Annotated in this window: 22 protein-coding genes; 10 read left to right on the plus strand and 12 right to left on the minus strand. The window is 68.8% G+C overall.

What is annotated here, in order from left to right; all coding sequences use genetic code 11:
• The first annotated feature begins 8 nt into the window (after positions 1–8).
• Together ACFULV_RS13715 and ACFULV_RS13720 are read left to right on the plus strand one after the other, a co-directional pair.
• Positions 9–1,490, plus strand: coding sequence for a flavin-containing monooxygenase (locus ACFULV_RS13715; RefSeq protein ID WP_378656329.1), 1,482 nt, complete (start codon positions 9–11; stop codon positions 1,488–1,490).
• Positions 1,487–2,965 carry a flavin-containing monooxygenase gene (locus tag ACFULV_RS13720; RefSeq protein ID WP_378656331.1) on the plus strand — a complete coding sequence of 493 codons (1,479 nt, stop codon included), beginning with the start codon at positions 1,487–1,489 and terminating at the stop codon, positions 2,963–2,965. Before ACFULV_RS13715 ends, ACFULV_RS13720 begins: the two co-directional genes overlap by 4 nt.
• Here ACFULV_RS13720 and ACFULV_RS13725 read toward each other — a convergent pair.
• From ACFULV_RS13725 to mftR, 6 genes are all read right to left on the minus strand, one after another.
• The gene (locus ACFULV_RS13725) at positions 2,957–5,317 is read right to left on the minus strand and encodes a SpoIIE family protein phosphatase (RefSeq protein ID WP_378627356.1); all 2,361 of its coding nucleotides are present in this window, start codon (positions 5,315–5,317) and stop codon (positions 2,957–2,959) included. The genes ACFULV_RS13720 and ACFULV_RS13725 overlap by 9 nt on opposite strands.
• Positions 5,318–5,369: 52 nt before the next feature.
• On the minus strand, positions 5,370–5,963 hold the full coding sequence (locus tag ACFULV_RS13730) for a SpoIIE family protein phosphatase (protein ID WP_170112222.1): 594 nt from the start codon (positions 5,961–5,963) through the stop codon (positions 5,370–5,372).
• Positions 5,964–5,982: 19 nt separating this feature from the next.
• A complete protein-coding gene (locus ACFULV_RS13735; RefSeq protein ID WP_056809992.1) occupies positions 5,983–6,396 on the minus strand; it encodes an ATP-binding protein in 414 nt (137 codons plus the stop codon).
• Positions 6,386–6,766, minus strand: a complete 381-nt coding sequence (locus ACFULV_RS13740; RefSeq protein ID WP_056809990.1) for an STAS domain-containing protein — start codon at positions 6,764–6,766, stop codon at positions 6,386–6,388. The genes ACFULV_RS13735 and ACFULV_RS13740 overlap by 11 nt, the downstream gene beginning before the upstream one ends.
• Before the next feature lie 10 nt (positions 6,767–6,776).
• Positions 6,777–7,682 (minus strand): STAS domain-containing protein, encoded by a 906-nt coding sequence (locus ACFULV_RS13745; RefSeq protein ID WP_056809988.1) that lies wholly within the window; start codon positions 7,680–7,682, stop codon positions 6,777–6,779.
• Positions 7,683–7,792: 110 nt separating this feature from the next.
• Positions 7,793–8,419, minus strand: a complete 627-nt coding sequence (mftR, locus tag ACFULV_RS13750; RefSeq protein WP_378656334.1) for a mycofactocin system transcriptional regulator — start codon at positions 8,417–8,419, stop codon at positions 7,793–7,795.
• 76 nt (positions 8,420–8,495) lie between these two features.
• On the opposite strand from mftR, the gene mftE reads away from it, so the two are divergent.
• Together mftE and mftD are read left to right on the plus strand one after the other, a co-directional pair.
• Positions 8,496–9,197 (plus strand): mycofactocin biosynthesis peptidyl-dipeptidase MftE, encoded by a 702-nt coding sequence (gene mftE / locus ACFULV_RS13755; RefSeq protein ID WP_378656336.1) that lies wholly within the window; start codon positions 8,496–8,498, stop codon positions 9,195–9,197.
• Positions 9,194–10,438 (plus strand): pre-mycofactocin synthase MftD, encoded by a 1,245-nt coding sequence (gene mftD / locus ACFULV_RS13760; RefSeq protein WP_378656339.1) that lies wholly within the window; start codon positions 9,194–9,196, stop codon positions 10,436–10,438. Before mftE ends, mftD begins: the two co-directional genes overlap by 4 nt.
• A 100-nt stretch (positions 10,439–10,538) precedes the next feature.
• On the opposite strand, the gene ACFULV_RS13765 is transcribed toward mftD, so the two are convergent.
• Positions 10,539–10,730, minus strand: a complete 192-nt coding sequence (locus ACFULV_RS13765) for a hypothetical protein (protein ID WP_378627362.1) — start codon at positions 10,728–10,730, stop codon at positions 10,539–10,541.
• On the opposite strand from ACFULV_RS13765, the gene ACFULV_RS13770 reads away from it, so the two are divergent.
• Entirely contained in the window at positions 10,723–10,992 is a 270-nt protein-coding gene (locus ACFULV_RS13770) for a hypothetical protein (protein WP_378656342.1), read from the plus strand. The genes ACFULV_RS13765 and ACFULV_RS13770 overlap by 8 nt on opposite strands.
• Here the strand turns inward: ACFULV_RS13770 and ACFULV_RS13775 are convergent.
• Positions 10,989–11,498 (minus strand): MarR family winged helix-turn-helix transcriptional regulator, encoded by a 510-nt coding sequence (locus ACFULV_RS13775; protein WP_378627366.1) that lies wholly within the window; start codon positions 11,496–11,498, stop codon positions 10,989–10,991. The two genes, ACFULV_RS13770 and ACFULV_RS13775, sit on opposite strands and share 4 nt — an antisense overlap.
• A 257-nt stretch (positions 11,499–11,755) precedes the next feature.
• On the opposite strand from ACFULV_RS13775, the gene ACFULV_RS13780 reads away from it, so the two are divergent.
• From ACFULV_RS13780 to ACFULV_RS13790, 3 genes are all read left to right on the plus strand, one after another.
• The gene (locus ACFULV_RS13780; protein ID WP_266290066.1) at positions 11,756–13,432 is read left to right on the plus strand and encodes a fumarate hydratase; all 1,677 of its coding nucleotides are present in this window, start codon (positions 11,756–11,758) and stop codon (positions 13,430–13,432) included.
• Between the two features lie 137 nt (positions 13,433–13,569).
• A complete protein-coding gene (locus tag ACFULV_RS13785; protein WP_378627367.1) occupies positions 13,570–14,961 on the plus strand; it encodes an ABC1 kinase family protein in 1,392 nt (463 codons plus the stop codon).
• Between the two features lie 9 nt (positions 14,962–14,970).
• Positions 14,971–15,480: a M15 family metallopeptidase gene (locus ACFULV_RS13790; RefSeq protein WP_378627369.1), complete on the plus strand. Its 510-nt coding sequence runs from the start codon at positions 14,971–14,973 to the stop codon at positions 15,478–15,480.
• Positions 15,481–15,528: 48 nt separating this feature from the next.
• Here the strand turns inward: ACFULV_RS13790 and ACFULV_RS13795 are convergent, their stop codons facing one another.
• Positions 15,529–16,668: an epoxide hydrolase family protein gene (locus tag ACFULV_RS13795; protein WP_378656343.1), complete on the minus strand. Its 1,140-nt coding sequence runs from the start codon at positions 16,666–16,668 to the stop codon at positions 15,529–15,531.
• A gap of 85 nt (positions 16,669–16,753) precedes the next feature.
• Between ACFULV_RS13795 and ACFULV_RS13800 the strand changes: the two genes are divergently transcribed.
• Entirely contained in the window at positions 16,754–17,716 is a 963-nt protein-coding gene (locus ACFULV_RS13800; RefSeq protein WP_378656345.1) for a helix-turn-helix transcriptional regulator, read from the plus strand.
• A gap of 142 nt (positions 17,717–17,858) precedes the next feature.
• Here ACFULV_RS13800 and ACFULV_RS13805 read toward each other — a convergent pair whose 3' ends face one another.
• Entirely contained in the window at positions 17,859–18,278 is a 420-nt protein-coding gene (locus tag ACFULV_RS13805; RefSeq protein ID WP_378656347.1) for a RidA family protein, read from the minus strand.
• A 63-nt stretch (positions 18,279–18,341) separates the two neighbouring features.
• Between ACFULV_RS13805 and ACFULV_RS13810 the strand changes: the two genes are divergently transcribed.
• Positions 18,342–19,346 (plus strand): helix-turn-helix transcriptional regulator, encoded by a 1,005-nt coding sequence (locus ACFULV_RS13810; protein ID WP_378656349.1) that lies wholly within the window; start codon positions 18,342–18,344, stop codon positions 19,344–19,346.
• A 23-nt stretch (positions 19,347–19,369) separates the two neighbouring features.
• Here ACFULV_RS13810 and ACFULV_RS13815 read toward each other — a convergent pair whose 3' ends face one another.
• Both ACFULV_RS13815 and ACFULV_RS13820 read right to left on the minus strand, forming a co-directional pair.
• Positions 19,370–23,776: an SbcC/MukB-like Walker B domain-containing protein gene (locus ACFULV_RS13815; protein ID WP_378656351.1), complete on the minus strand. Its 4,407-nt coding sequence runs from the start codon at positions 23,774–23,776 to the stop codon at positions 19,370–19,372.
• Positions 23,777–23,778: 2 nt separating this feature from the next.
• Positions 23,779–25,149, minus strand: a complete 1,371-nt coding sequence (locus ACFULV_RS13820) for a TIGR02678 family protein (RefSeq protein ID WP_378656353.1) — start codon at positions 25,147–25,149, stop codon at positions 23,779–23,781.
• Positions 25,150–25,230 lie beyond the last annotated feature (81 nt).

Genomic DNA, 25,230 nt, shown 5'->3' on the forward strand with positions numbered 1-25,230 from the left:
GTCGCCCCATGAGCACTAACGACACCCGCCACGTCCAGGTCATGATCGTGGGCAGCGGGCTCTCCGGCCTGGGCACCGCGATCCGGCTCAGCCAGCGTGGCCTGTCCGATTTCGTGGTCATCGAACGCGGCCCCGATGTCGGCGGAACCTGGCGTGACAACACCTATCCCGGTGCGGGCTGCGATGTGCCCTCACACCTGTACTCGTATTCGTTCGCGCTCAATCCCGACTGGTCCCGGTCGTTCTCGCCGCAGCCCGAGATCGAGCAGTACCTGCGCACCGTGTCCGAACGCTACGGCGTTCGCGACAAGCACATCTTCGACTGCGCGCTGACCGGGGCCCGCTGGAACGACGCCGACGGCCGGTGGGACATCGAGACCAGCAAGGGCACCTTCACCGCCGATTTCATCGTCTCGGCGGCGGGTGTGCTCGCCGAGCCGAATCTGCCCGATATCAAGGGCATCTCGAGCTTCGAGGGCGAGATCTTCCACTCCGCGCGGTGGAACCACGACGCCACCCTGGCCGGCAAGAAGGTCGCCGTCATCGGTACCGGTTCCTCGGCGGTGCAGATCGTTCCGTCGATCGCGCCCGAGGTGGAGCACCTCGACGTGTACCAGCGCACCGCCACCTGGGTGATGCCGCAGATCTCGCGGCCGTACCTGGGACTGGAACGCTTTGCCTTCAAACGCGTTCCGGGCCTGCAACGGTTCATCCGGGCGCTGATCTACATCACGCGCGAGCTGTTCGTGATCACGCAGGTGAAGTATCCGTGGACCGGCATCGTGCTCGAGACGGTCGGGCGATTCAAGATGCGCTTCGAGATCCGTGACCCGGAGCTGCGTCGAAAAGTGCTGCCCCAGCACCGGATCGGCTGCAAGCGCATGCTCGTGTCGAACAAGTTCTACGGTGCGCTCGATCGTGACAACGTCGACGTCGTCACCGACGGCATCGCCGAGGTCCGCAGCGGCTCGATCGTGTCCGAGGACGGCACGGAGCGGGAGGTGGACGCGATCGTGCTGGCCACCGGCTTCCACGTCGCCGATTCACCGACCTTCAACCTGTACACCGGTCGCGACGGCCGGACCGTGTCCGAGGCCGCCGATGCCGAGGGCTACCAGATGTACAAGGGCACCACGGTCGCCAATTTCCCGAACATCTTCTTCATGCTCGGCGCCAACTCCGGGCTGAACTACACCTCGCTGATCTACATCATCGAATCCCAGATCAACTACATCGTCGACGCGATCACCACGATGGAGCAGCGCAACCTGCAATCGTTCGAGGTCCGCCTGGACGCACAGGTCGAATACAACGAGCAGCTCCAGCCGAAGATGGCCCGCACCGTGTGGGTCAACGGCGGCTGCACCAGCTGGTTCCTCGACAAGCACGGCAACAACTCGGCGCTGTGGCCGGACTTCAGCTTCAAATATCGGCGAATGGTGCGCACCTTCGACATCGACGCCTACGACACCACGACGAAGACACGATGACCGCACCGTCGACGCGTCCCACCCGCGTCGCGATCATCGGCGCCGGCTTCGCCGGGCTGGGTGTGGCTGTTCGACTGCGCCAGCTGGGGATCACCGACTTCGTCGTCCTCGAGCGGGCGAGCGATATCGGCGGTACGTGGCGCGACAACACCTATCCCGGCGCCGGGTGCGATGTCCCGTCGCAGCTGTATTCGTACTCGTTCGCCCGCAATCCGCACTGGACGCATTCGTTCTCGACACAGCCGCAGATCCAGCGGTATGTCCAGGACGTGGTCGATCGGCACGGGGTGCGCGACTCGATCGTCCTCGACTGCGAGGTCATCGGCGCGCGCTGGGACAACGACGCCGCGCGCTGGGAGATCCAGACCAGCGACGGCGCCTACACCGCCGACATCATGGTGTCGGCGGCAGGCCCGCTGAGTGCCCCGAAGCTGCCCGACATCAAGGGCATCACCACGTTTCGTGGCGCGATGTTCCACTCCGCGCGCTGGGATCACGAGTTCGAGCTCGCGGGCAAGCGGGTCGCGGTCGTCGGCACCGGTGCGTCCGCGATCCAGATCGTGCCGTCCATCGCGGGCGAGGTCGCCAAGCTCGACCTGTATCAACGCAGCGCACCGTGGGTGTTGCCGCGCATGGGACGCAAGTACTCGTGGCTGGAACGCCTCTACTACCGGCGTGTTCCGGGTGCGCAGCGGTTGGCGCGGATCGGCGTGTACTGGGTGCGTGAGTCTTTCGTGCTCTGGCAGTCCAAGTACCCACCGTTCGCCGACTTCTTCTCGCGCGGTGCGCGATTGAAGATGTGGTGGGTGATCCGGGACCGGGAGCTGCGCCGCACCGTCACTCCCGGCTACCGCCTCGGGTGCAAGCGGATGCTGGTCTCGAACGTGTACTACCCCGCGCTGGCCCGAGACAATGTCGAGGTCGTCGCCGACGGCATCGCCGAGATCCGCGAGCAGTCGATCGTCGCGAACGACGGCACCGAGCGTGACGTCGACGCCATCGTGCTGGCGACGGGCTTCCGGATCGCCGACTCGCCGACCTACGACCTGATCAGCGGGCGGGACGGCCGCACGCTGTCCGAGGTTTTCGGTGCCGAGGGGATGAGCGGCTACAAGGGTACGACCATCGCGAACTTCCCCAACATGTTCCTGATGATCGGCCCGAACTCCGCGCTGAGCTACACCTCGGCGATCTTCACCATCGAATCCCAGATCAACTACATCAGCGACGCGATCACCACGATGTCGGCCGGTGGGTTGCGCACGGTCGAGGTCAAGGCGGACGCGCAGGCCGGTTACAACCGGGACCTGCAGAAGAAATTCGACGGCACCGTGTGGAACGCGGGCGACTGCACCAGCTGGTTCGTCGACGAGGACGGCCACAACGCCACGCTGTGGCCGGACTTCAGCTTCCGGTTCCATCGGATGCTGAAGACCTTCGACGTCGAGGCCTATGAGACGACCCGGTCAGAATGAATTCTGCCGCGAGCTGACGGTCGGCGGCCGCGACGAGGCCCGCAGCGGGTTCGCGGTGGGGAAGGTGATCGAGGGCAGGGTCACCCACATGCGCACCCGGGTGCCGGTCTCGTCGTGGTCGAAGGTGAGATCCTCGGTGAGTACCCGCATCATCTCCACGCCGCGACCACGGTAGCCGGGGTCGGTGGGAGTGGGGATCCAGTTGCCGTTGTCGGCGATCTCCAGGACCACCCGGTCACCGTCGCAGCGGGCCGTGAGGTTCACGCGGCCCGGTTCGGTGTCCCGGTAGGCGTGTTCGACGCTGTTGCTGCAGGCCTCGTTGGCGGCCGCGACCAGGTCGGCGGCCAGGTCGTGCGGAACCGCGGCGGTGGCGAACCAGCGGTAGAGACCGCGGCGCACCCCGGCCAGTTCGGTGGCGGCGGCGGGAAAGTCGAGGCTCAGCGGCTCCGGGGGCTGGCGGTAGACGACCATGGCGACGTCGTCGTCGTAGCCCGCGGGCGGGCACAGCCGCGACAGCACCGCGTCGGCGACGTCGCGGGGGAGTGCGGCGCCGGTTTCGCTGAGCACTTCGGCGATCTTGACGAAGCCCTCGGCGATGTCGTACCCACGCTGCTCGACCAGGCCGTCGGTGAACAGCACCAGGGTGGCGCCCGGCGGGAGCGCGGTCGTGGCCTCCGGCCTGCGCGGTGTGTCGAAGGTCGCCAGGGGAACCGCGCGTCCACCCTCGAGGATCCGGCCCGGCCCACCGGGGGGCGCGAGGACCGGCGGCATGTGGCCCGCGTTCGAGTACCGCACCATCCCGCGCTCCGGGTCGAGCACCGCCGCGCACACGGTCGTACACATGGCGCCCGGGATCCGGGAGGCCACGGCGTCGAGTTCGGCGAGCAGCTGTGCCGGTCCGGCGCCGCGCAGCAGCAGAGCCCTTGCCGCGGTACGCAATTGGCCCATCACCACGGCGGCCGACAGGCCACGGCCGACGCAGTCGCCCACGACGACGCCGATGGTGCCGTCACGCAACGGCACCACGTCGTACCAGTCGCCGCCGATCTCCAGCGGTGGCAGGGCGGGTTCGTAGTGCACCGAGAACCGCGGCGGCAGTTCGATCGGCCCGAGCATCGCCCGCTGCAGGGTGAGCGAGGTGGCGCGCGCCTGATCGAAGTTGCGGGCGCGCTGCAGTGCCACGCTGAGATGGCCGACGAGCAGCGAGTACAGGGCCCAGTCGGCGGCGCTCACCGCGCGCGGCGCGCCGAAGCGTACCCACAGCGCCGCGTCACCGGTCTCGCCGAGCGGTGCGACGACCGCGTCGACCCCGCCCTCGTCACCGGTGATGGCCGACAGGCCACGGGCGGATTGCCTGCGCGAGCGATCGAGCAGAGCCTGGGTGTCGTCGTCGAGCACAACGGGGCCGTCCGCGCGCGGGCCACTCTGCCGCATCGGCGTCGCGGTGAATTGTGATGCGGTGGCGATGGTTTCGGGAGCGGGCTGCGCTTCTTCGCTGCTCGACGGCGTCACGCCGCAGGAGTAGACATCGGGGCGCCCGGTCCGGCTCGGCCAGATCGCGACCAGCGCGGTCTCGGCGCCCATGGTCCGGCGCAGCTCGTCGAGTCCGACCGCGAGGACCTCCACCATGCTCGTCGCGGCCCCGACGGCGGTGGCCAGACGCGAGGCGGCCTGGTCGCGGGCCTGTGCGTCGTGTTCGGCGGTCACATCGCGCACGGTGCCGACGAAGATCCGCTCGTCGTTCTCCTGCTTCACCAGCGAACTCGCGCTCACCGCCAGCCAGCGTTCCCGGCCGTCGCGATGACGCACCGGCATCACGAATCGCGCTGCCTCCGTGCCGATCTGGGGGTAGCCGGTGCGATCGCTCAGTGCCCAGGGGTGCGGTAGCGAGAACGGCACCTCGGTGGCGCCGTAGCCGGTGAGCACCCCGAACGCGGAGTTCACCTCGACGATGGTGCCGTGGTCGTCGGCGACGAAGAACCCGTCCTGCAACGACTCGACGAGCGCGGTGCGAAACGCGTCGCGGCCTTCGAGATCCTCCGCGCGGGAACGCTGTTGCTCGTAGCGGCGAGTGCCGTCGAGATAGCCGCGGGTGGCGATATCGAGGGCCGCCATGGTCTGCAGCAGGAATTCCAGTGCCACTTCGGCGCGGCGCGGATCGGCCCGCGTGCCGGCGTCCTCGGCGACCGCCCGGAAGTGATGCTCGGTGAGATCGAGCAGGCTGATGCCCTCCACGAGGGCGCGCCTGCCCAGGTCGTAACCCTCCGAGAGGCCGGCCTGGCCTGGTGCGGCGACATGGCGGCGCATGGCCGCCGAATAGTCGTCGAGAAATGCGACCAGGACAGCGCTCATCGGCAACCTCTCATCGGCCGGGTCGGTGTGAACAGACCGCGGTCTCGGGGCCTCACGGGCACGGCCCACGGAAACGCGCCGCGAGCACCAGCGCGTCATCGGTGTCCTTCGCGTCGCGGGCGAGCAGATCGCCCGCGATGGCAGTGGCCGGTTTGGCCAGGTCCAGCGATTCCGGGCCGACCGCGACGATCCCGTCGGTCGCCATCAGCAGCAGATCGCCGGGGCGGATCGGCAGCGTCTGCGGCTGCAGGTGCGAGGGCAGCCGGTACCCGACGATGCCGCCGGTGAGCAGCATCGTGGCCCGCAGCTCCGGACCGGCCGGGCCGAGGGTGAGCAGTCGTGAATCGACGTTGCCCACACCGAGCCATTGCAGCGTCTCGCCCGGCTCGATCAACGCCAACGACACTGCGGCGCCGCGAGTTTCGACCATCGCGCGATGACAGAGCACCATCAGCACATCCAGCGGTTCGCCACAGTTCTCGGTGAGGATGACCGTCGCGCGATCGGCGGCCTCGGCCGCGGGCGCACCGTGACCGAGCCCGTCGAGCACCGCGAACAGCACACCGGCGCCGGTGTCGAGCACGAGCGCGCGGTCACCGGAGACGTCCTGGCCGGGCAGAGCCCGACCGGCCGTCGACCACTCCATGCGCCCGATGATCCCGTCCTCATGCAACGTCGGGTACCCACTTCCACATCTCGATCAACGTCCCGCGGCCCGGGGCGGAATCGATGGTGAGGCGGTCCATCAGTCTGCGCGCGCCGGGCAGTCCGAGTCCGAGTCCGCGGCCGGTGGAATAGCCGTCCTCCAGCGCGCGGGGAATGTCGCGGATGCCGGGACCCTGGTCCTCGGCTTGGATGACGAGCGCGCGGCGACCCTCGCGCAAGTCGATGAGCAGCCTGATCTCGCCGCTGCCCGCGTAACTGGTGATGTTGCGAGCGATTTCGGAGATGGCGGTGGAGATCATCGTGCGGTCGGTGAGGGTGAACCCGAGGTCACCGGCCAACTCGCTCCCGGCCTGCCGGGCGGTAACGATGTCCTCGGACACCTTGACCGCGATCGCCACCTGCTCAGCGGCCACTGTCGCGACCGTCTCGTCGCCGCGGGTGCCGATTCAGCCAGGAGAGGCCTTCCTCGAGATCCAGCGCGGTGTGCATGTCTTCGAATGTAAGGCCCAGTTGCACCATGGCGAAGGCGACTTCGGGTTGCAGTCCGACGATGACGGTTTCCGCGCCGCGCAACTGGGTCATGTGCGCGATGGTGCGCAACGAGCGCGCGGCGAAGGAATCCATCACATCGATGGCGGTGACGTCGACGATGATGCCGGTCGCGCGATAGCGACTGACCTGCTTCATCAGGTCGTCCTGTAGCCGCTCGGTGTCGGCGTCGGTCAGGGCCGACTGTACCGAGGCGATCAGGTACGTGCCCTGCTTGAGAATAGGTACCGGCATGGTGGCTTGGTCAGCGCCCGTCCCGCTCGCTCAAGCGCTCGGTCACTCGGGAGACCTCGTAGCCGAGGAGACGCTCGGCCTCTTCGATACCGCCCTGGAGGTCGCCGACCGCGTTCATCTTGGACAGATCGAGGCCGATGGTCACCAGGGTCAGCGCGATCTCCGAGGACAGGCCGGTGATGATCACGCTCGCGCCCATCAGACCCGACGCGTCGACGGTCTGCACGAGGTGGTTGGCCACCACGGAGTCGATCGCGGGCACACCGGTGATGTCGATGACGACCACCTTGGCGCGATTGGCGCGGATGGCGCGCAGCAGCTGCTCGGTGAGCTGGCGGGCGCGCTGGGAGTCGAGCACACCGATGATCGGCAGGATGAGCAGCTGCTCGCGGACCTGCAGAACCGGGGTGGACAGCTCGCGGATGGCCTCTTGCTGGCGGCTGATGACGCGCTCGCGCTCCTGCACGAACGACACGGCCACGGTGTTGGCGATGCGGTTGGCGGCCGGTTCGTAGGCGTCGAGCACGCGATTGAGCAGCTCGAAGTTGGACTGGTACTTCTCGAAGAGGCTGCGTGCCAGCACGTCGCGCAGCAGCAGCACGATGCCGATGACCTCGTCGGTCTCGACGCCTCGCGGAATGATGCGCTCGGACAGGTCGCGGGCGTAGGCCTGCAGTGCCTCGACGCTACCGGTGACGAGCACCTCGACGTAGTTGTCGTACATCGACGTCGCCTCGGAGAAGATCTCCTCCGGGGTCATCGCGGTCAGCAGTTCGGCTTCGGTGATGCGCCGTGCCCACTCTTCCCGCAGCCCGGTGCGGTTCTGCCGCAGGTGCTCGACCAGCTGCGGCAGCAGATTGTCGAGCGGTTGCGCCGGCAGCGAATCCGCCGAAAGACTCGTGGACACCTCGGACATGGAAACCCCTGCCCCTTTCGACGACGGACGTTTTCGGTGCGCACAGTGCGCGTTGAGCCTGAGCCTACTCATACCCCCTCCGTGGTGCTGCCCAAACGTGGCGCGCCCGGCTATTCCGGGGCGAACCCACGTTCCAGCGCGCGCAGTGCCCGATCCAGGTACACGGTCAGATCGGTGTCGCCGCGCTCGAGCCAGGCATCGAAGGCGGCCCGCGCGGCGGCCAGGGTGGTGCGCCCGATAGCGAGCGGAATCAGGTCGCCCGCGCCCGCGCCGAGACGGCTCGCGGCGAACTCGCCGACGGCGTGTTCCCACGCGTCGTAGTGCGCCCCGGCGCCTGCCGAGAGGGCGGGAACTCCGGAGACGAGCCGCATTCTGGTGCGCAGTTCAGGGATGTCCTCGGGGCGATATCTGTTGGCCGCCACAACAATTCGGCGCACCGCTGTCATCATCGGCTCGTCGGAGGGGACGGCGGCGAACGCGGCGCGCAGGTCGTCGACCTCGTTGTCGAACTGGTGCCACAGCACCTCGGCCTTGGTGGGGAAGTAGCGGAAGAACGTGCGTTCGCTCACTCCGGCCTCGGCGGCGATGCGTTCGACGGTGACGTCGTCGAACCCGTGTTCGGCGAACAGCTTCATCGCGATCACCTCGAGCTCGCGGCGCGTGGTGCGTGGCGGACGCCCGCGGTGCCCCGACTGCTTCGGAATCGACATCGGTGCGCGCGGCGGCGGGGCGGACATGGATACAGGATAGGGACGAGCTTTCGACCTGCACGCGCTCTTGATTATGTCAGTGACTGACGTTAATGTTGGCGCCATGTTCGTGGCGCACCTCACATCGCCCGAGGCGGGTGTGCGCGCCGCCGAGGGCGTGATCCTGGTCATCCCACTCGGCGCGACCGAGCAGCACGGCCCGCATCTGCCGCTGTCGACCGACAGCGATATCGCCTCGGCGGTGAGCCGACGGGCCGCGGCCGAGCGGTCCGATCTGCTGATCGCGCCTGCCGTGGCCTACGGGGCCAGCGGCGAGCACGCGGGGTTCGCGGGCACCTTGTCGATCGGACAGGCGGCGCTGGAACTGCTCGTCGTCGAACTGTGCCGCTCCGCCACGGACACGTTCTCGCGGATCGTGCTGGTCAACGGGCACGGCGGGAACATGGAAGCGCTGCGCCGAGCCGTTGCGCTGCTGCGGTCGGAGTCGCGCGACGTGCGGCTGTTCTCACCCGGCTACGGCGGCGACCCGCACGCCGGGCGCACCGAGACCTCGATCCAGCTCGCGCTGTGCCCCGACCGGGTGCGCACCGAACTGGCCGAACCGGGCGACAGCCGCCCGCTGGCCGAACTGCTGCCGCTGCTGCGCGCGGGCGGCGTGCGGGCAGCCAGCCCCAACGGAATCCTCGGCGACCCCACTGGATCGAGCGCCGAAGAAGGCGCGGACCTGCTGACGATCGCCACTACCGCATTGCTGGAAGACCTGCGCCGATGGTGGCCGCAGGATCATGAGGAAGGACCCCGATGAATCCCTGGTTCGAGACCGTGGCCGAGGCGCAGCGGCGCGCCCGCAAGCGCCTGCCGAAGTCGGTGTACGGCGCGCTGATCGCCGGATCCGAACGCGGACAGACCATCGAAGACAACCAGACCGCGTTCACCGAACTCGGTTTCGCCCCGCACTGCGCGGGCCCGATCGGCGACCGTGACCAATCGACCACGGTGCTCGGTCAGCAGGTGTCGATGCCGGTGCTGATCTCGCCGACCGGCGTGCAGGCGGTGCACCCCGACGGTGAGGTCGCCGTCGCCCGCGCCGCGGCGGCCCGCGGAATCGCCATGGGGCTCAGTTCCTTCGCGAGCAAGCCCGTCGAGGACGTGGTCGCGGCCAACCCGGCGACCCTGTTCCAGCTGTACTGGTGTGGCAACAAGGATCAGATCCTCGAGCGGATGGCCAGGGCGAAGAAGGCCGGTGCGGTGGGCCTGATCCTCACCCTGGACTGGTCGTTCTCGCACGGTCGGGACTGGGGCAGCCCGGTGATCCCGGAGTCGCTGAACCTGCGCACGATGATGAAATTCGCGCCGCAGACCCTCGCGCGCCCCCGCTGGCTCGCGACCTACCTGCGCTCGGGCAGCATCCCCGACCTCACCGCGCCCAACATGGCGGTCGGTGGCGGCGCGGCCCCCGGGTTCTTCGGCGCCTACGGCGAATGGATGCAGACACCGGCACCCGATTGGGACGATGTCGCCTGGATCTGCGCGCAGTGGGACGGCCCGGTACTGCTCAAGGGTGTGATGCGGGTCGACGACGCCCTGCGCGCCGTCGACGCGGGCGTCGCGGGCATCTCGGTGTCCAACCACGGCGGCAACAACCTCGACGGCACCCCCGCCGCCATCCGCGCCCTGCCGGTGCTCGCCGACGCGGTCGGCGACCAGATCGAGGTGCTCCTCGACGGCGGTATCCGGCGCGGCAGCGATGTCGTCAAGGCCGTGGCGCTCGGTGCGCGCGCGGTGCTGATCGGGCGCGCCTCCCTGTGGGGTCTGGCGGCCAACGGTCAAGCCGGCGTCGAGAACGTTCTCGACATCCTGCGTGGCGGTATCGATTCGGCGCTGCTGGGTCTACGCAAGACCTCGATCACCGACCTGGCCCGCGACGACATCATCGTTCCCGCCGGTTTCGAACGCGCGTTGGGCGTCGGTTCGGGTCGAAAGGATTCCGGCAAAGGGGAATTCGCTACCAACGGAACTGTCGTGAGCGGCGCCGCTGCTGGATAGTATCGGCGGTTGGTCAACACCGCCCGAGGGGGAATTTCGTGAGTGTGGTTTCGGAAATCGAGGGTTCGCGCAGGCGAATCATGATGTCGCGCAGCGTGTCCTACACGTTGCCCGCCGTGGTGGCGGTGGCGCTGGTCTCGGCCGGATGTGGCACCGCCACCCCGAAACCGGCACCGCGCGCGGCGTCGGCCACCCTCACGACCACCTCGAAGCCGCCGACGACGACATCGCGGGTGACCACCACGACCTCGACCGCCGCCACACCGGCGTCGGTCGGTGTCTGCGTGGACAAGACGACCAACGTCCGCGTGGCCGACGACCGGTGCGACACCAGCGATACCACGTACTCGCGCTTCTGGTATCAGCACACCGATACGTTCGTGTACCCGGCGATCGGCGTCGCCGTCGCCCTGGCGGCGGGCAGTTTCCTGCGTCCGACCAGCGGCGATGTCTTCGATCGCGGCGCACCCACCAAGGGTGGCGCCATCGCGCGCGGTGGGTTGGGCAAGGCCCGTCCCGACTCCTCCGGTGGGGGCGGCAGCGGCGGGTCCTAGTCCTCGCCGGGCGCGGCGGTCTGTAGCCGGCCGATCGGTTCGGCCGACTTCGCGCCGCGGTGATGATCGACGAGCACGTCGTAGATCTCCGCGAGGGTCGCCAGCTGGTCGCGATCGAGCACGTCGATCATGTGCTTGCGCACGCTGCGCACATGGGCGGGCGCGGCCGTGGTGAGCAGTTGCCCGCCGGTCGGGGTCAGCTTGGCCACGGTCCGGCGCTGGTCGTGCGGCATCGTCTCGCGGGAGACCAGACCGCGCTTCTGCATGCGGGTGATCTGGTGCGAGAGCCGGCTCTGCGACCATTCGAGCGCGCAGGCCAGGTCGGCGAAGGTGAGTCGCTGACCTGGTGCGTCGGCTAGGTAGACCAGCACGGAATACTCGACATAGCTCAGGTTGGCTGCCCGGCCGGCGTCGCGCCCGATCGCCGCGGCGATCAGGTCGCGGGTTCGGACATAGCCCAGCCAGGCACGCATTTCGACATCATCGAGCCACTGTGGATCGGTCACGATCGAGCTCCAGATTCTGAAGGTGCAGGCTTCGGATTGAACGGTGCACTCCCGCCACCGCCCGGGAGAATGGGTAGCACCGTTTGGGTTGAACGTGCAACCTCGATATTAGTTAGGGTCGGTCAGGAACCTCACATAGGGTTGCCTAACCGCAGTGCGGGTGTGGGTGGTCGTTAGGCTGCGGATTGCTTTGTGACCAGCCTTGCCTGGTGCTCCGCAGTGTTGCGGTGCCCGCCCTGCCCGAAGGAGTGCGATCCGTGACCGCGCCGGAGTTCCGCTATTCCGATCTGCTTCCGATCGGCGCCGACGAGACGCCCTACCGCCTGCTCACCAGTGAGGGGGTCAGCACCTTCGAGCACAACGGGCGCACCTTCCTGCAGGTCGAGCCCGAGGCGTTGCGGCTGCTGACCGAGACGGCGATCCACGACATCAGCCACTACCTGCGGCCCGCGCACCTGCGTCAGCTGCGCAAGATCATCGACGACCCGGAGTCCTCGGGCAACGACCGCTTCGTCGCGCTCGACCTGCTCAAGAACCTCAACATCTCCGCCGGCGGCGTGCTGCCGATGTGTCAGGACACCGGCACCGCGATCGTGATGGGCAAGAAGAGCGAAGGCGTGCTCACCGGTGTCGACGACGCCGAATGGCTCAGCCGCGGCATCTTCGACGCCTATACCAAGCTGAACCTGCGCTACTCCCAGCTCGCCCCGATCACCATGTGGGACGAGAAGAACACCGGCACCAACCTGCCCGCCCAGATCGAGCTGTACTCGACCGAGGGCGACGCCGACAACCCGGTGTACAAGTTCCTGTTCATGGCCAAGGGTGGCGGTTCGGCCAACAAGTCGTTCCTGTACCAGGAGACCAAGGCCGTCCTGAACCCCGAGCGCATGCTCGAGTTCCTCGACGAGAAGATCCGCTCGCTGGGCACCGCGGCCTGCCCGCCGTACCACCTCGCGGTGGTCATCGGTGGCACCAGCGCCGAATTCGCCTTGAAGACAGCGAAATACGCCTCCGCGCACTACCTGGACAACCTGCCCACCGAGGGCTCGATCACCGGTCACGCGTTCCGCGACGTCGAGCTCGAGGAGGAGGTCTTCCAGCTCACCCGTGAGTTCGGCATCGGCGCGCAGTTCGGCGGCAAGTACTTCTGCCACGACGTGCGCGTGGTCCGTCTGCCCCGCCACGGCGCCTCCTGCCCCGTCGCGATCGCCGTCTCCTGCTCGGCCGACCGCCAGGCGCTGGCGAAGATCACCAAGGACGGCATCTTCCTGGAGCAGCTGGAAACCGAACCGGCCCAGTACCTACCGGAGCAGACCGCCGACATCCTCGGCGGCGACGTGGTGAAGATCGATCTGAACCGCCCGATGGACGAGATCCGCGCCGAGTTGTCGAAATACCCGGTCAAGACCCGTCTTTCGCTGACCGGCCCGTTGGTCGTGGCCCGTGACATCGCGCACGCCAAGATCAAGGAACGGCTCGACGCGGGCGAACCCATGCCGCAGTACCTGCGCGACATGGCCGTCTACTACGCCGGTCCGGCCAAGACTCCCGAGGGGTACGCGTCGGGCTCCTTCGGCCCCACGACCGCGGGTCGCATGGACTCCTACGTCGACCAGTTCCAGGCCGCGGGCGGCTCGATGGTGATGCTCGCCAAGGGCAACCGCTCGGCCCAGGTCACCAAGGCCTGCAACGAACACGGCGGCTTCTACCTCGGCTCCATCGGTGGTCCCGCCGCCCGTCTCGCGCTGGACTGCATCAAGAACGTCGAGGTCCTGGAATACGCCGAACTCGGCATGGAAGCGGTCTGGAAGATCGACGTCGAGGACTTCCCCGCGTTCATCGTCGTCGACGACAAGGGCAACGACTTCTTCGCCGAGACCTCCAAGCCGATCGCCCTGCGCGTGCGCACCCGTTCCAAGGAACGCGTGTAGCCATCCGGTCGTAGATAGCCCCGGTGTCCGCTGCGGTGGGCGCCGGGGTTTCGTCTGTTCCGCGGGCCCGGCGACGACCGCCACCCCGGTGTAATGTGACGCACGACATACGGTGTACAGCCTGACAGGGGTGCGGATTGGCGAGCGGTGGAGTTCCCCGGGGGCGGGCGACGCGGAGCGCGAAGCTGGGGCAGTTCGCCGCCGGGCAGGCGGTGCGCGAAGTCGGGCGTCGGCTGTCGATGATCGGGCGCACCGACGAGGCCCGTGAGGTGCTGGCGGAGCGGTCGGCGATGATGAAGGCGCAGCAGATCGTCGCGGTGCTGGGGAGCATGAAGGGCTCGGCGATGAAGCTCGGGCAGATGGGCTCGGTGCTCGATCTCGACTTCGTTCCCGAAGCCCATCGCGAGCAGTTCCGCGCCCAGCTCGCGGCCCTGCAGGACCGAGCGCCCGCGATGCCGTTCGCGACGATGCGGCAGGTGATCGAGGACGACCTCGGCCCCTTGGCCCAGACATTCGCCGAGTTCGGTGAGACATCGATCGCGGCGGCGTCGATCGGGCAGGTACACCGGGCGCGACTGCACGACGGACGCGTCGTCGCGGTCAAGGTGAAGTATCCCGGGGTGGAGCGTGCCGTCCACGCCGACATCAGCAATCTCGAGTTCCTCGGCAAAATGGCCAGAACAGTGCTGCCGAGCATGGCCGACACCGGTGTGCTGGAGGAGGTCGCCAGCAATCTGCGCAGCGAACTCGACTACGAACGCGAGGCTCAGACCCAGCATCGGGTCGCGCGACGCTATCGTGGCCATCCCTTCATCACCGTGCCCGACAGCATCGAGGAATTCTGCACGCACAATGTGCTGGTCACCGAATTCGTTGAAGGGCATCCCTTTTCGCACATCCAGACACTGCCTGCCGCCGAGCGGGACCGGCTCGGCGAGCTGATCTACCGCTTCTACATCGCCGGTCTGTTCGCCGACAACGAGTTCTGTGGCGATCCACATCCCGGCAATGTGCTGCTGGCCGCCGACGGCAAACTCGCCTTCGTCGATTTCGGCCTCTACAAGGAGATGGATCCGGAGCACGTCGAGTTCGAGCGCTCGGTCCTGCGGGCCGCCGCGGAGGGCCGGGGCGAGGATCTGTTCGCCGCGTGGCTGGGCCGGGGGATCATCGACCCCGATTCCGAGGTCACCGTGGAGGAGAGTCTGGCCTACGTCTGGGCCGCCACCGGCTGGCACCTGCTCGACGAGGAAGTCACGATCACCCCCGAACTGGCCACCGGCGCACTACTTCTCGCCGTCGACCCGAGAGCGTCGGACTTCCAGGGCATGCACAAACAGCTGCTGCCGCCCGAGCACGTGTTCTCCCGCCGCGCCGACCTGTTCACCTTCGCCACCCTCGGTCAGCTGCGCGTTACCGCCAACTGGCATCAGCTCGCCCGCGAATGGCTCTACGACGAACCCCCGCAGACCGAGATCGGCCGGGCGATCGAGCAGTGGCGCCGTGGTCTCGATGACCGGACCGGTCGATAGAATCCGCCTATGAATACTGTGCTCGGCCGCGTAGCCGACCGGATCCTGGTGACCATGACGGCCGCCGCGGCCGTCACCGCCGTCGGCATCGGCGCCGCCGACGCCCAACCCGAGCCGCGCGAACAGTTCCAATCGGCAGCGGGCACCGAAGGCCTCGACCCGCCGCTCGCCGCCGCCTACACCCTCGCCGAACAGCAGGCGCACGCCGAGAACGTGCCGCTGTCGATCACCTCCGGTCATCGCACCTACGAGCAGCAGCTGTGGCTCTGGCAGGACGGCCTGGCCACCTACGGCAGCCCCGAGGAAGCGCGACGCTGGGTGCTGCCGCCGGAGGAGTCCACCCATGTCTCCGGCCATGCCGTCGATGTGGGCCCACAGGTGGGGGCACAGTGGCTCGAGGACAACGGCAACCGGTGGGGACTGTGCCGGACCTTCGACAACGAGTGGTGGCATTTCGAGCTGGTGACCGCGCCCGGTGCGCCGTGTCCGCCGCGGGTGCCGGACGCGAGTCAACGCTAGAGCCGAACCCCGTCGTGGCAGTGCACCCGGGTGCACTGCCACGAGGGCTCAGCGCAGCCCGGCGAAGAAGGTCCGGATGTCGGCGACGTGCGCGGTGGGTTCTTCCATCGCGACGAAATGGTTGCCCGGATTTCCCGACGGCCAATGGGTGATCTTGTTGCCGTGATCGGCGAGTTTGCGCATGAGCGGTGAACCGCCACCGTAGACGCCGGTCGGCACCAGGTTCTGGTCGGTAGGCCAGCCGAAGCCGCCGCCGTCGCGCAGTCCGTCGTACATCGGCCAGGACGAGGTGCCGGTGGTCTGGGTGAACCAGTACAGGGCGATATTGGTCAGCAGGTGGTCGCGCTCGATCACGTCTTCGGCGCGGTCGGCCATATAGGCGAACTCCTGGAACTTCTGCATCATCCACGCCAGCAGTGCGACCGGCGAATCGTTCCAGCCGAGGGCGAAGGTTTGCGGGGCCGCCCGCAACAGGGCGTGGTGGTCGACGCCGCCGGTCATCCACTGCTGCATCTGCGCCCACTGCGCGCGATCCTCGGCCGACATCGCGGGCACGTCGGCCTCGGTCGGCATGCCGATCCCGCCGTCGAGATGCACGCCGATCACGTGTTCCGGTGCGGCGAGCGCCATTTCCGGCGCGACGTAGGCGCCGAGGTCGCCGCCCTGCGTGCCGTAGCGGTCATAGCCGAGGCGGTCCATCAGGGTGGCCCACATCGCGGCGACCCGTGCGGTGGTCATTCCGGGTTCGCGTGGCGCCGCCGAGAAGGCGAAGCCGGGGACGGACGGGATCACCACGTCGAAGGCGAGTGCGGGGTCGAGGCCGTGGGCGCGCGGATCGGTGAGTGGGCCGATGGTGCGGGTGAACTCGACGAACGAGTTGGGCCAGCCGTGGGTCAGCAGCAGCGGCACCGCGTCGGGCTCGGGGGAGCGCACGTGCACGAAATGGACGTCGAGGCCGTCGATCTCGGTGATGAACTGGGGAAACGCGTTCAGCGCGGCTTCTTGTGCCCGCCAATCGAATTCGTTCGCCCAGTAGGTGGCGAGCTCGCGCAGGTACTCGGTGGGGATGCCGCGTTCCCAGCCCTCGCCCGGCAGCGGAGCCGCCCAGCGCGCCCTGCTCAGCCGGTCGTGCAGATCGTCGATGTCGGCCTGGGGGATGTCGATGCGGAACGGGCGGATGGTGGTCATCGGGACTCCTCGTCGTCGGTGTGATGTCGACGCTATCGACCATCTAGGACGGTTCTGGTCCTAGATGTGCGGAAGAATGGAAAACATGACCGACACCGCCGCCCGCCTGCTCCGCCTGCTCTCCCTGTTACAGATGCCACGGGAGTGGCCGGGCAGTGAACTGGCCGACCGGCTCGGCGTCACCGATCGGACCGTGCGACGCGACATCGACCGCCTGCGTGATCTGGGCTATCCGGTAGTCGCCGCGATGGGTGCGGCAGGCGGCTACCGGCTCACCGCGGGCTCGGCGCTCCCGCCGCTGATCCTCGACGCGGACGAGGCCGTCGCCGTCGCGGTAGGGCTGAGAGTCGCCGCGGGACAGGCGGTCGCGGGCATCGAGGACGCGTCGGTGCGAGCCTTGACCAAACTCGAGCAAGTCCTGCCCGCGACACTGCGCAGACGAGTGCGCGTGGTCGGCGCGGCGGTCACGGTCCGAGCGGGCGAGGGTCCCACCGTAGACCCGGAGGTCCTCACCACCCTCGCCGCCGCCGTCACCAACCGAGAACGCCTCCGCTTCACCTACCGCGACGCCACCGGCGCCGAGTCCCGCCGCCACACCGAACCCGCGGGCGTCGCCGCCGCAGGCCGCCGCTGGTACCTCGTCGCCTACGACCTCGACCGCGACGCCTGGCGCAGCTTCCGCGCCGACCGCATCGAAACCCCCCACCCCACCGGCGCCCGCATCACTGCACGCGACCTCCCCGCCGCCGACCCAGCCGACTACGTCGCAGGCCGCCGAACCGACTGGGCCACACCCGAATACCACGTCGACGTCACCATCGACGCGCCACCCGGCCGGATCGCGGGCCGCCTCGGCGAGCAACCGAACACCCTGCGCTCTGACGGCGACACCACCTGCCGCCTCACCGGCACCCGAGACGACGACCCCACCTGGCTCGCCGCACAACTGACGTCGCTGGGAGTGCCGTTCCACGTCCACGCTTCACCAGAGCTGACGGCGGCATTGCGTTCCCTCACGCGTCGCCTGCACGCCGCCGTGGGTGATTGAGCGACCGGCCGTGCTCGTTCGAGCATCTCGGATCGTCACCGGCGCGGTGGCGGCTGTCGCCGATTTACCAGGTCAGGAAAGCGACCCCAGATCCGGACCCACCTGCATCCGGTCCGATTGCCCGATGCAGGTGGGCAGACACTCAGGGGCGGGCGGCGACGGCTTCGACCTCGAACAGGACGTCGGGGGTGGCCAGGCTCGCGACGCCGATGAGGGTTTGGGTGGGTGGGGTCGCGCCCCAGTTCGCCTGTACGGCACCGGCGATGGGGCCGAGTTTGCTGACATCGTGATCGACGACGTAGGTGCGGAGCTGGACGACGTGGCGGAGGTCGAGGCCATGGGCGGCCAGGGCGGTAGCGACGTTGCGGAAGGTTCGGTCGACCTGCTCGGTGAAGTCGGGGGAGACGACCGCGCCGTCGGGTCGGGATCCGTACTGTCCTGAGACGAGAACCAATTCGGTGCCCGCGGGGATGACCGCGGTGTGGCTGTAGCCGAAGGGGGTCGGGTCGTGCAGGCCGTCAGGGTTGACGATGGTGTGGCGCGCGTGGTCGATGTTTGTCATGGCGATGAACCTGCCAGGAATACACGACATCCTGTGTCGTGTATTCCTGGCATAGTTTTTCGTATGCGAGCTGACCGGCTGGTCTCCCTGGTGCTGCTGTTGCGGCGGCACGGGCAGTTGTCGGCCGAGACGCTCGCGCGCGAGTTGGAGGTGTCGACCCGGACCGTGCTGCGCGACATCGAGGCGCTGTCCACGGCGGGCGTTCCGGTCTATGCCGAACGTGGCAGGCATGGCGGGTTCGCGTTGCTGCCCGGGTTCCGGACCGAGCTGACCGGGCTGAACCACGAGGAGGCGCTCGCCCTGCTGATCGCCGGATCACGGCGTGGCGCACAGGCATTCGGGCTCGGCTCGGCGCTCGCGTCGGCCATGCTCAAGGTGGTCGACGCGCTGCCGGAAAGCTATCGGGAGACCGCGAGCGACGCGGCCGAGCGGTTGCTCATCGATCCCGAGACCGATCTGCTGTCGCGTCGGCTCGACGCCGAGGAATTGTCCGACACGATCGTGACCGAGGTCCGGCGCGCGGTGCTGGCCGGACACAAGCTGCGCATCCACTACGCGGCCGTCGACCAGAGCCCCGAATGGCGCACGGTGGACCCGATCGGCCTGGTGACCGTCCGAGGCCAGGGCTACTTGCTCGCCACGAGATCCGGCGCCGACCGCACCTACCGGCTGTCGCGGGTGACGGCCGCCGAGGAGCTCCCCGAACCTGCCCAGCGACCGGGTCGGGTCGACCTGGACCAGGCATGGCGGGACCGCAGCGCCCGGTTTCGCGCCGGCGGCGACCTGGTCACCGTGCGGGTTCTGCTCGACCCGGCACGACGGGAGGAGTTGCTCGGCACCGCGCTGGCTGTCCACAGCGAGGAAGCGGACGACGACGGCCGACTGCGGCTCGAGGTCACCTTCCAGGACCGCAGACACGCCGAATGGGCAATGTGGCAGCTCGCCACGAGCGCGCGAGTGCTGGACCCGCAGTGGCTGCGCACCACCCTGCGCGAGCGCGCCGCCGCCATCGTCGCCCGCTATGACTCCTCGTTCGAGGTGATGGGTCGCGAGCCGGACAGCCGGTGAGCAGGGCGCCGGCGGTCGGCAGCTCAGCCGACCGATGCCGGTTCGCCGGGCATGCCCTCCAGCGTCAATCCGCCCTCGATGGTGTTGGGCACGCGGCGGCGGTTGGGGGAGCCCAGCGCCGTGGTGAGGTCGCCGCCGTCGTGTTCGGCGAGAAGCTCACCGCTGTCCCACACGAGAAGGGTCGCGCTGACGGTGTTCTCGGCGGTGGAGTGGGCCAGGTCGTAGTGCGCGCAGCCGGGAACGTGGGCGTAGGTGATCCACAGGTCGTAGCCGGTCATGAACAGGTCCAGGTCGAATTGCACACTGAGGCCGAGCAATTCGCTGCGACCGTTGTCGTCGACGCCGGCGAAGGCTTCGTCGAGTGCCAGTAGGCGAGGGGCCTGCGGGTCGGCGGAGTCGAGCATCACGTGGGCGGCGGCGAACAGGGGCAGGTGCAGCGAGACGGACTGTTCGCCGCCGGAGAGGGCGCTGTGGCGGGCGACGGTGAGTTTGTCCTCGGTGCCGTCGCCGGAGATCAGCGTGAAGGAGAAGACTCGCCAAGTCCGGTAATCGAGAGTCGCGGCGAGGATCTCGGGGTACGAACGCTCCGGGTGCGCGGTGCGGGCGGCGCGGATCTCGGCGGCGAAGTGGGCGCGCACCGAGCCGAGGTCTTCCGGGCTCAGGGCGGTGGTGTCGCGGTCGAGGAGTTTGCACATGGAGCGCGCGGACTCCGACAACCCGTCGGCGAGGATCCAGTGCACACCGATGGTGTTGCCCGACGACATCCGCCGCTGCTTCATCTCCGCACCCATGCGGGAGATGAGCTCGCGAGCGTCGGTGGTGCGTTCGTGGATCTGCTGGGCCAGACCGGTGAGCAGCGCGTCCTCGAGGATGCGTCGCTCGGCGTCGGTGAGCAGCAGTTCCTGGTCGCGGCGGGCGGCGTCGATGCGGGCGGCGAAGTCGGCGAGGGCGGCCTGGCCGTTCTCGTCGTGGACGGCGACGACGGTGAGTCCGTCGGCGGCGTCCCAGTTCAGCCGGTAGTCGCGGCCGGAGGCGGTGAGCGCGGCGTCGAATTCCTGGAGTGCGGTGGTGACCGCGGACCGGGTGGACTTGCGGCCCGCCTCGGTGGCGCGGACCTGGCTGGTGGCGGTGTCGAGGTCGGCGAACAGGGCCGCCACCTCGTCGGGCAGCACCACCGGATCGGTTTCCGGCCCCGCGGCGACGATGCGGTACTGCAGTTGCTCCGGCGTGGACCACGCGGCATCGCTACTGGGCCAGCGGTGTTCGACCGAGGCGCCGAGCAGGCTCAACAGGTCCGGTCGGGCGTACGGGGCCAGTGAACGCACCTCGGCGAGCACTTCGGTGAGTGCGGTGGCGAGCGCTTCGTTGGCGGTGCGATAGGCCGCCTCGGCATCGCCGACCGCTTCGATGGCGGCATTGGCGGCCTTGCGCGCGGCCCGCTGCTCGGCCTTGGCCGCCTCGATGGCACCGCGGGCCAGGTCGAGATCGCGGTCGATGTCGGCGGCACTGGCGCCCAGCGCTTCACGCAGCGTTTCGAGTTTGCGCTGCTGCTCGGTGTAGCCCAGTCGGGCAGCCTCGGCTTCTTCGGCGAACGCCTCGGCCAGTGCGCGTGCCTCGTCGTGCCGGTCGGTGCCCTCGCGTTCGCGTTCGCGTTCGCGCTCGTGTTCGGCGCGCAGGCGGAGCAGTCCCGTACCGGTGTTCTCGAAATGGCGGATCGCGGCGGCCAGCGCGTCGAGTTCGCGTGCCTCGCGAGGGGTTCGGTGCGCCTGGGCGGCGGCGCGCACCTTCTTGTCCAGGGCCGCGACTTCGGCGACGGCCTGGTCGAGTTCGCGCTCGGACTGAGTAGCGGCCTCCACCCTCGACCGCATCAGGCCGGCGGCCTCGGACACGGCACGCAGGGCAGAGGTCACCGCCGACGGGCGGGGCAGTGCCTTGGCACCGGCCGACAGCGCGGCCAATTCGGCAGTGGCGGAACTATCTTCGTCTCTCGCCGCCTGGTGCTCGGCAGCGGCGGCCTCGATCGCCGCCTCGATTTCGGCGAGCCTCGTCGCACGCCTGCGCGCTCGCGCGGTGGTCCCGATGAACTCGGCTTCGGGCTTGTGGTGGTGGCCGACGAGAACGCCCTGCCGGAAAGTTCCGGCGAGCCCGACCACGACCTGCGGCGCGGCGGCGGTGGTCAGCGCGGTGAGGGTGGCGCCGGTGACCTGCCGGGTGGCATCGCCGGACACGGATCGTTCTGCGTCCGGCGTGTCATCGGTCGTCGTACCCGGCTGTGCGGACGTGTCGTGGAGGGCGATGGAGGCCAGCACCGCGGCAACGGTCTCGGTAGGCACGGTGAGATCGGCCGAATCGTCTTCGACGACAAGGACATCGGCGAGAGTACGGCCGGACGGGCGCTGATCGATCGGCAAGGGGAGCAGGAAGTGATCGGAGTCGATGCCGGCGGGCAGACCCGGGCCGCAGATCCAGCTGTCGAGGAGACCACTGGACTGCAGTGCCGCCTCGATACCGGCCGCGTCCCGTGGGGACACCGAGTCGGCGAACCGCACCAGCTGCCAGAGCGGCCCACCCGGAAGTCCTTCGCGGACAACTGTTCTGGCGGGATGGGCCGGGGGAGCATCGTCACGCTGGGCGGCGATCTGTGTGCGTTCGGCGACCAGGGCATCGCGGCGCACGGCAGCGGCGGTGGCACGGGAGCGCGCCTGCTCGCGGCGGGTGCGGATCTGCTCCCGCAGCGGCTCGCACCACTCGGCCAAGACCTCGGAGGCGGCGGGAATGTCCTCTACGCCCGCACCGGCCATGGCAGCGTCGAGCGCGGCGAACAAGCCGACGGCGGTATCGGACGCCACCTTTCGGCGACGTTCACCCTTACCGTCCTGTCCGTCGGGATGTGCATCCGAGCGGCCGTCGTGCGCCCCCGGTTCGGCCACGGCCCCGAAGATCTCGCTGTGCGCGTTCCACCAGGTGCGCAGGGCAGCGGCGGATTCGCTGCGGGCCAAGGCGACCGCGGCTTCGGCGTGGGCGACTTCGGCGGCGGCCGAGTCGCGCAATTCGACGGCGCGTTCGGCCAGGCGCTCGGAGCGGGTGCGGTCGGCGGCGGCGGTTTCCCACTTGCCCACTGCTTGTCGCACCGCACGCACGTCGGCGTCACGTTCCTCCGCGTGCCCGCGCACCGCCGCGGTGAACTGGTCGCCGCGGCCCTCGGCGCTCGGCGGGGTCCATTCGATGCCCGCCTCTTCGGCGGCGGCGCGGACTGCGTCCTCGCCGCGGACGAGGGCGGCGGCCGCTGTGCGGACCGCTTCGGTGGCGCGAGAGGCTTCCTCGGCGCGGCGTTGCAGCGTGTGCGCGGCTTCGGCGGCCTTGTCGCGGTGGGCCGCGGCGGAGGTCTCGAGGCGGCGGACGGCGTCGGCCAGGTCGTCGAGTTGCTGTTTGCCCTCGTACGCGCTGGAGCGCTGGAGATTCTCGCGGTCGGCGATGGCCTGCTCGTAGGCCTGGTCGGCGTTCTCGGCCCTGGTCTCGGCTTCGGTGCGGTCGGTGTCGCGGCGGGTGCGCAGGGCGGTCGCGGCGAAGAGCGCGGTGGAGGCGTTGGTCACGGCATGGAGGCGGGTGCGGAGCTGGTCGACGTCCGTTTTCGCCTGTACCGCAAGGTATTTGCGGTACACATCGACGAATCGGTGAGTGGCGGTGTCGGCTTGGACGAGCCCGTCGAGGGTGCGGCCGACCTCCTCCATATCGCTGAACGAGCGTGCGGCGTCGAGGATCAACTGCTCGTCGAGGGGCCGAAGACCGTCGGTGAGTGCCTGGGAGAGGCCGCGCGGGTCGAGATTCTTGGCGAGCTGGGGCCTGCGCAGGGTGAGGATCAGATTGATCAGCTGGTCGTAGCGCTGTACGCCGAGCCCGAACATGCGCGCGTCGATCGCCGCCCGGTACTCCACGGGCCGGTCCACGATCGCGTCGCTGCCGATCTGCTCGGCCAGCTGCTTGCGGGTGAGCGGGCGGTCGTCGGGACCGATGAGCGAGAAGTCGACTCCGGCGCGGCCGTCGGCGACGAAGTACCAGCGGGTCACCTTGTCCGAGGAGCGGGTGGCGCGCATGCCGATGCCGACGGTGACCGTCTCCGGGTCGTCCCAGCTGCCGCGCGCGAACTCCATCCACACATACGAGTAGGCCGATTCCTGCTTGCGATAGAGCAGATTCGACTTCATGGTGCGTTCTTCGCCGGCGAACGGGTTCAGCCTGCGCGGTTCGATCCGCCCGTCCAGCACGAACGGGAACAACACTTCCAGGGCCTTGGTCTTGCCGGAGCCGTTGGGCCCGCGCAGCACCAGGCGCCCGTCGGCGAAACTGAATTCCTGGTCGCGGTAGTCCCACAGGTTGACGATGCCGGCACGGGTCGGGACGAACCGCACTCCGCCGTGGATGAGTGACATGCTCAGACCCCTCCCTCTCCGGTGCTGCCGTCGGTATCGGCGGCGGTGACGAACAATTCCTCGGCCTTGCGCACGCGCACGGTGACCACCGCGCCGCGATATCTGGCCAGCGCGGGCAATACCAGCAGCCCGTCCTCGACTGGCCGGATCAGCCGCAGCTTGGTGAGCAGCGCGAGGACCTCGGTGGTGAGCCCGCCGACATCGGCCTGCCACTGGGCGGCGAAGGTCGCGCCGTAGCGGTCGGTGAGCGCGGTGACGGTCGTGCGCACCCAGGCGTCGTCGAGGAACGGATAGGTGACGGGTTCGAGGTCGTCGAGGTCGTCGGTGAAATCCGGGGCCTGCGTGCTGGTTTCGAGGTCCTCGGCGAGCGGGGCGAACACGCCCGCAGTGGGGATGGACGCATCGAGGTGCTCGAGCAGGGTGTCATCGGGGGTGAGTGCGCCGGGGCGCCGGGGGATCGGGTTGTCGATGTCGAGGACCGTGTCGGCGATCTCGCCGATCAACAACAGCGCCACCTGCGCCAGGGTTCCGGTGCCGGGGAAGCGGGTGTCGGACAGTCGCCCCGAGCTGTCGATCAGCGCCACACCTTCGGCCCGGCGTTCGGCCCGCAAGCCGGTGCAGTATTCGACCTCGCCGACCAGCCGGTCCTGGCCGAGCAGCGCACTCTCGGCTGCCGACAGTTCGTCGAGATACACGACGGGGCGCTCGACCAGCGCACGGCGAACCCGGCGAGCCTGATCAGCCTGGTCGGTGTCCTCGGCCAGCAACCCGCGCACGCTGTGCAGATGCTGCAGTGCCCGTGAGGGCCGGAACAGCGCGAACACCACCGGCCGGTCGATGTCGTAGAGTGCCTCGCCCGCCTCCGGATCGCTGGCCCAACCGCCCGCGTCGCCGTCGGCCAACGTCAGCGCACCCCGCGCGCCCAGCCAGCCGACGGCATCGACGAAGGCGTCGCGATCGGCGGCTCGCTCGGTCGACAGGTCGAGGCCCTCGATCCGGCTCGCGTAATCGGCGACGTGCTCGGCCAATTCGGACAGGGTGATCTGGTCGCCTGCCCGGCCGAGCGCGGCCAGCGCCAGCGACAGATAGGCGTAGCGGCGGCGGTCGAAGACCCGATCGTTGACGCTGCGGGCGGGCCGGGCGTCGTCGAGCCGATCGTGCACCGGGTAGAGCCGGGCCGTGGTCTCGGTGACCTCCAAGCGGTAACCGAACAGTTCGGCCAGATCCTCGCGCAGTTCCGTGGCCCACCGCCGAATCAACGGCAGCGCGATCCGGTCGGGATACACCCGGGTGACCAGGTGATTGGCGAGCATCACTCGCGCCGCCCGCTGATAACTGTCGAGCGCGAGCGCATCGATCCGTTGTCGCTTCACAGTCTTGCCCCTCGTGCCGACGTCGGTCGCGCCGACCGGAGTCGCACCGAGCGATGGACGCCGAGATCGGGCGAGTCGATG

Source organism: Nocardia sp. NPDC057272, assembly GCF_042668615.1.
Taxonomy (GTDB): Bacteria; Actinomycetota; Actinomycetes; order Mycobacteriales; family Mycobacteriaceae; genus Nocardia.

Coding starts and splice junctions, on each gene's coding strand:
- ACFULV_RS13745 (WP_056809988.1), bottom strand. CDS start 7,682: ATGTCCGAGGTGTCCACGAGTCTTTCGGCGGATTCGCTGCCGGCGCAA.
- ACFULV_RS13740 (WP_056809990.1), bottom strand. CDS start 6,766: ATGCCGGTACCTATTCTCAAGCAGGGCACGTACCTGATCGCCTCGGTA.
- ACFULV_RS13790 (WP_378627369.1), top strand. CDS start 14,971: ATGAATACTGTGCTCGGCCGCGTAGCCGACCGGATCCTGGTGACCATG.
- ACFULV_RS13800 (WP_378656345.1), top strand. CDS start 16,754: ATGACCGACACCGCCGCCCGCCTGCTCCGCCTGCTCTCCCTGTTACAG.
- ACFULV_RS13730 (WP_170112222.1), bottom strand. CDS start 5,963: ATGGAGTGGTCGACGGCCGGTCGGGCTCTGCCCGGCCAGGACGTCTCC.
- mftE (WP_378656336.1), top strand. CDS start 8,496: ATGTTCGTGGCGCACCTCACATCGCCCGAGGCGGGTGTGCGCGCCGCC.
- ACFULV_RS13715 (WP_378656329.1), top strand. CDS start 9: ATGAGCACTAACGACACCCGCCACGTCCAGGTCATGATCGTGGGCAGC.
- ACFULV_RS13810 (WP_378656349.1), top strand. CDS start 18,342: ATGCGAGCTGACCGGCTGGTCTCCCTGGTGCTGCTGTTGCGGCGGCAC.
- ACFULV_RS13720 (WP_378656331.1), top strand. CDS start 1,487: ATGACCGCACCGTCGACGCGTCCCACCCGCGTCGCGATCATCGGCGCC.
- mftD (WP_378656339.1), top strand. CDS start 9,194: ATGAATCCCTGGTTCGAGACCGTGGCCGAGGCGCAGCGGCGCGCCCGC.
- ACFULV_RS13815 (WP_378656351.1), bottom strand. CDS start 23,776: ATGTCACTCATCCACGGCGGAGTGCGGTTCGTCCCGACCCGTGCCGGC.
- ACFULV_RS13725 (WP_378627356.1), bottom strand. CDS start 5,317: ATGAGCGCTGTCCTGGTCGCATTTCTCGACGACTATTCGGCGGCCATG.
- ACFULV_RS13795 (WP_378656343.1), bottom strand. CDS start 16,668: ATGACCACCATCCGCCCGTTCCGCATCGACATCCCCCAGGCCGACATC.
- mftR (WP_378656334.1), bottom strand. CDS start 8,419: ATGTCCGCCCCGCCGCCGCGCGCACCGATGTCGATTCCGAAGCAGTCG.
- ACFULV_RS13805 (WP_378656347.1), bottom strand. CDS start 18,278: ATGACAAACATCGACCACGCGCGCCACACCATCGTCAACCCTGACGGC.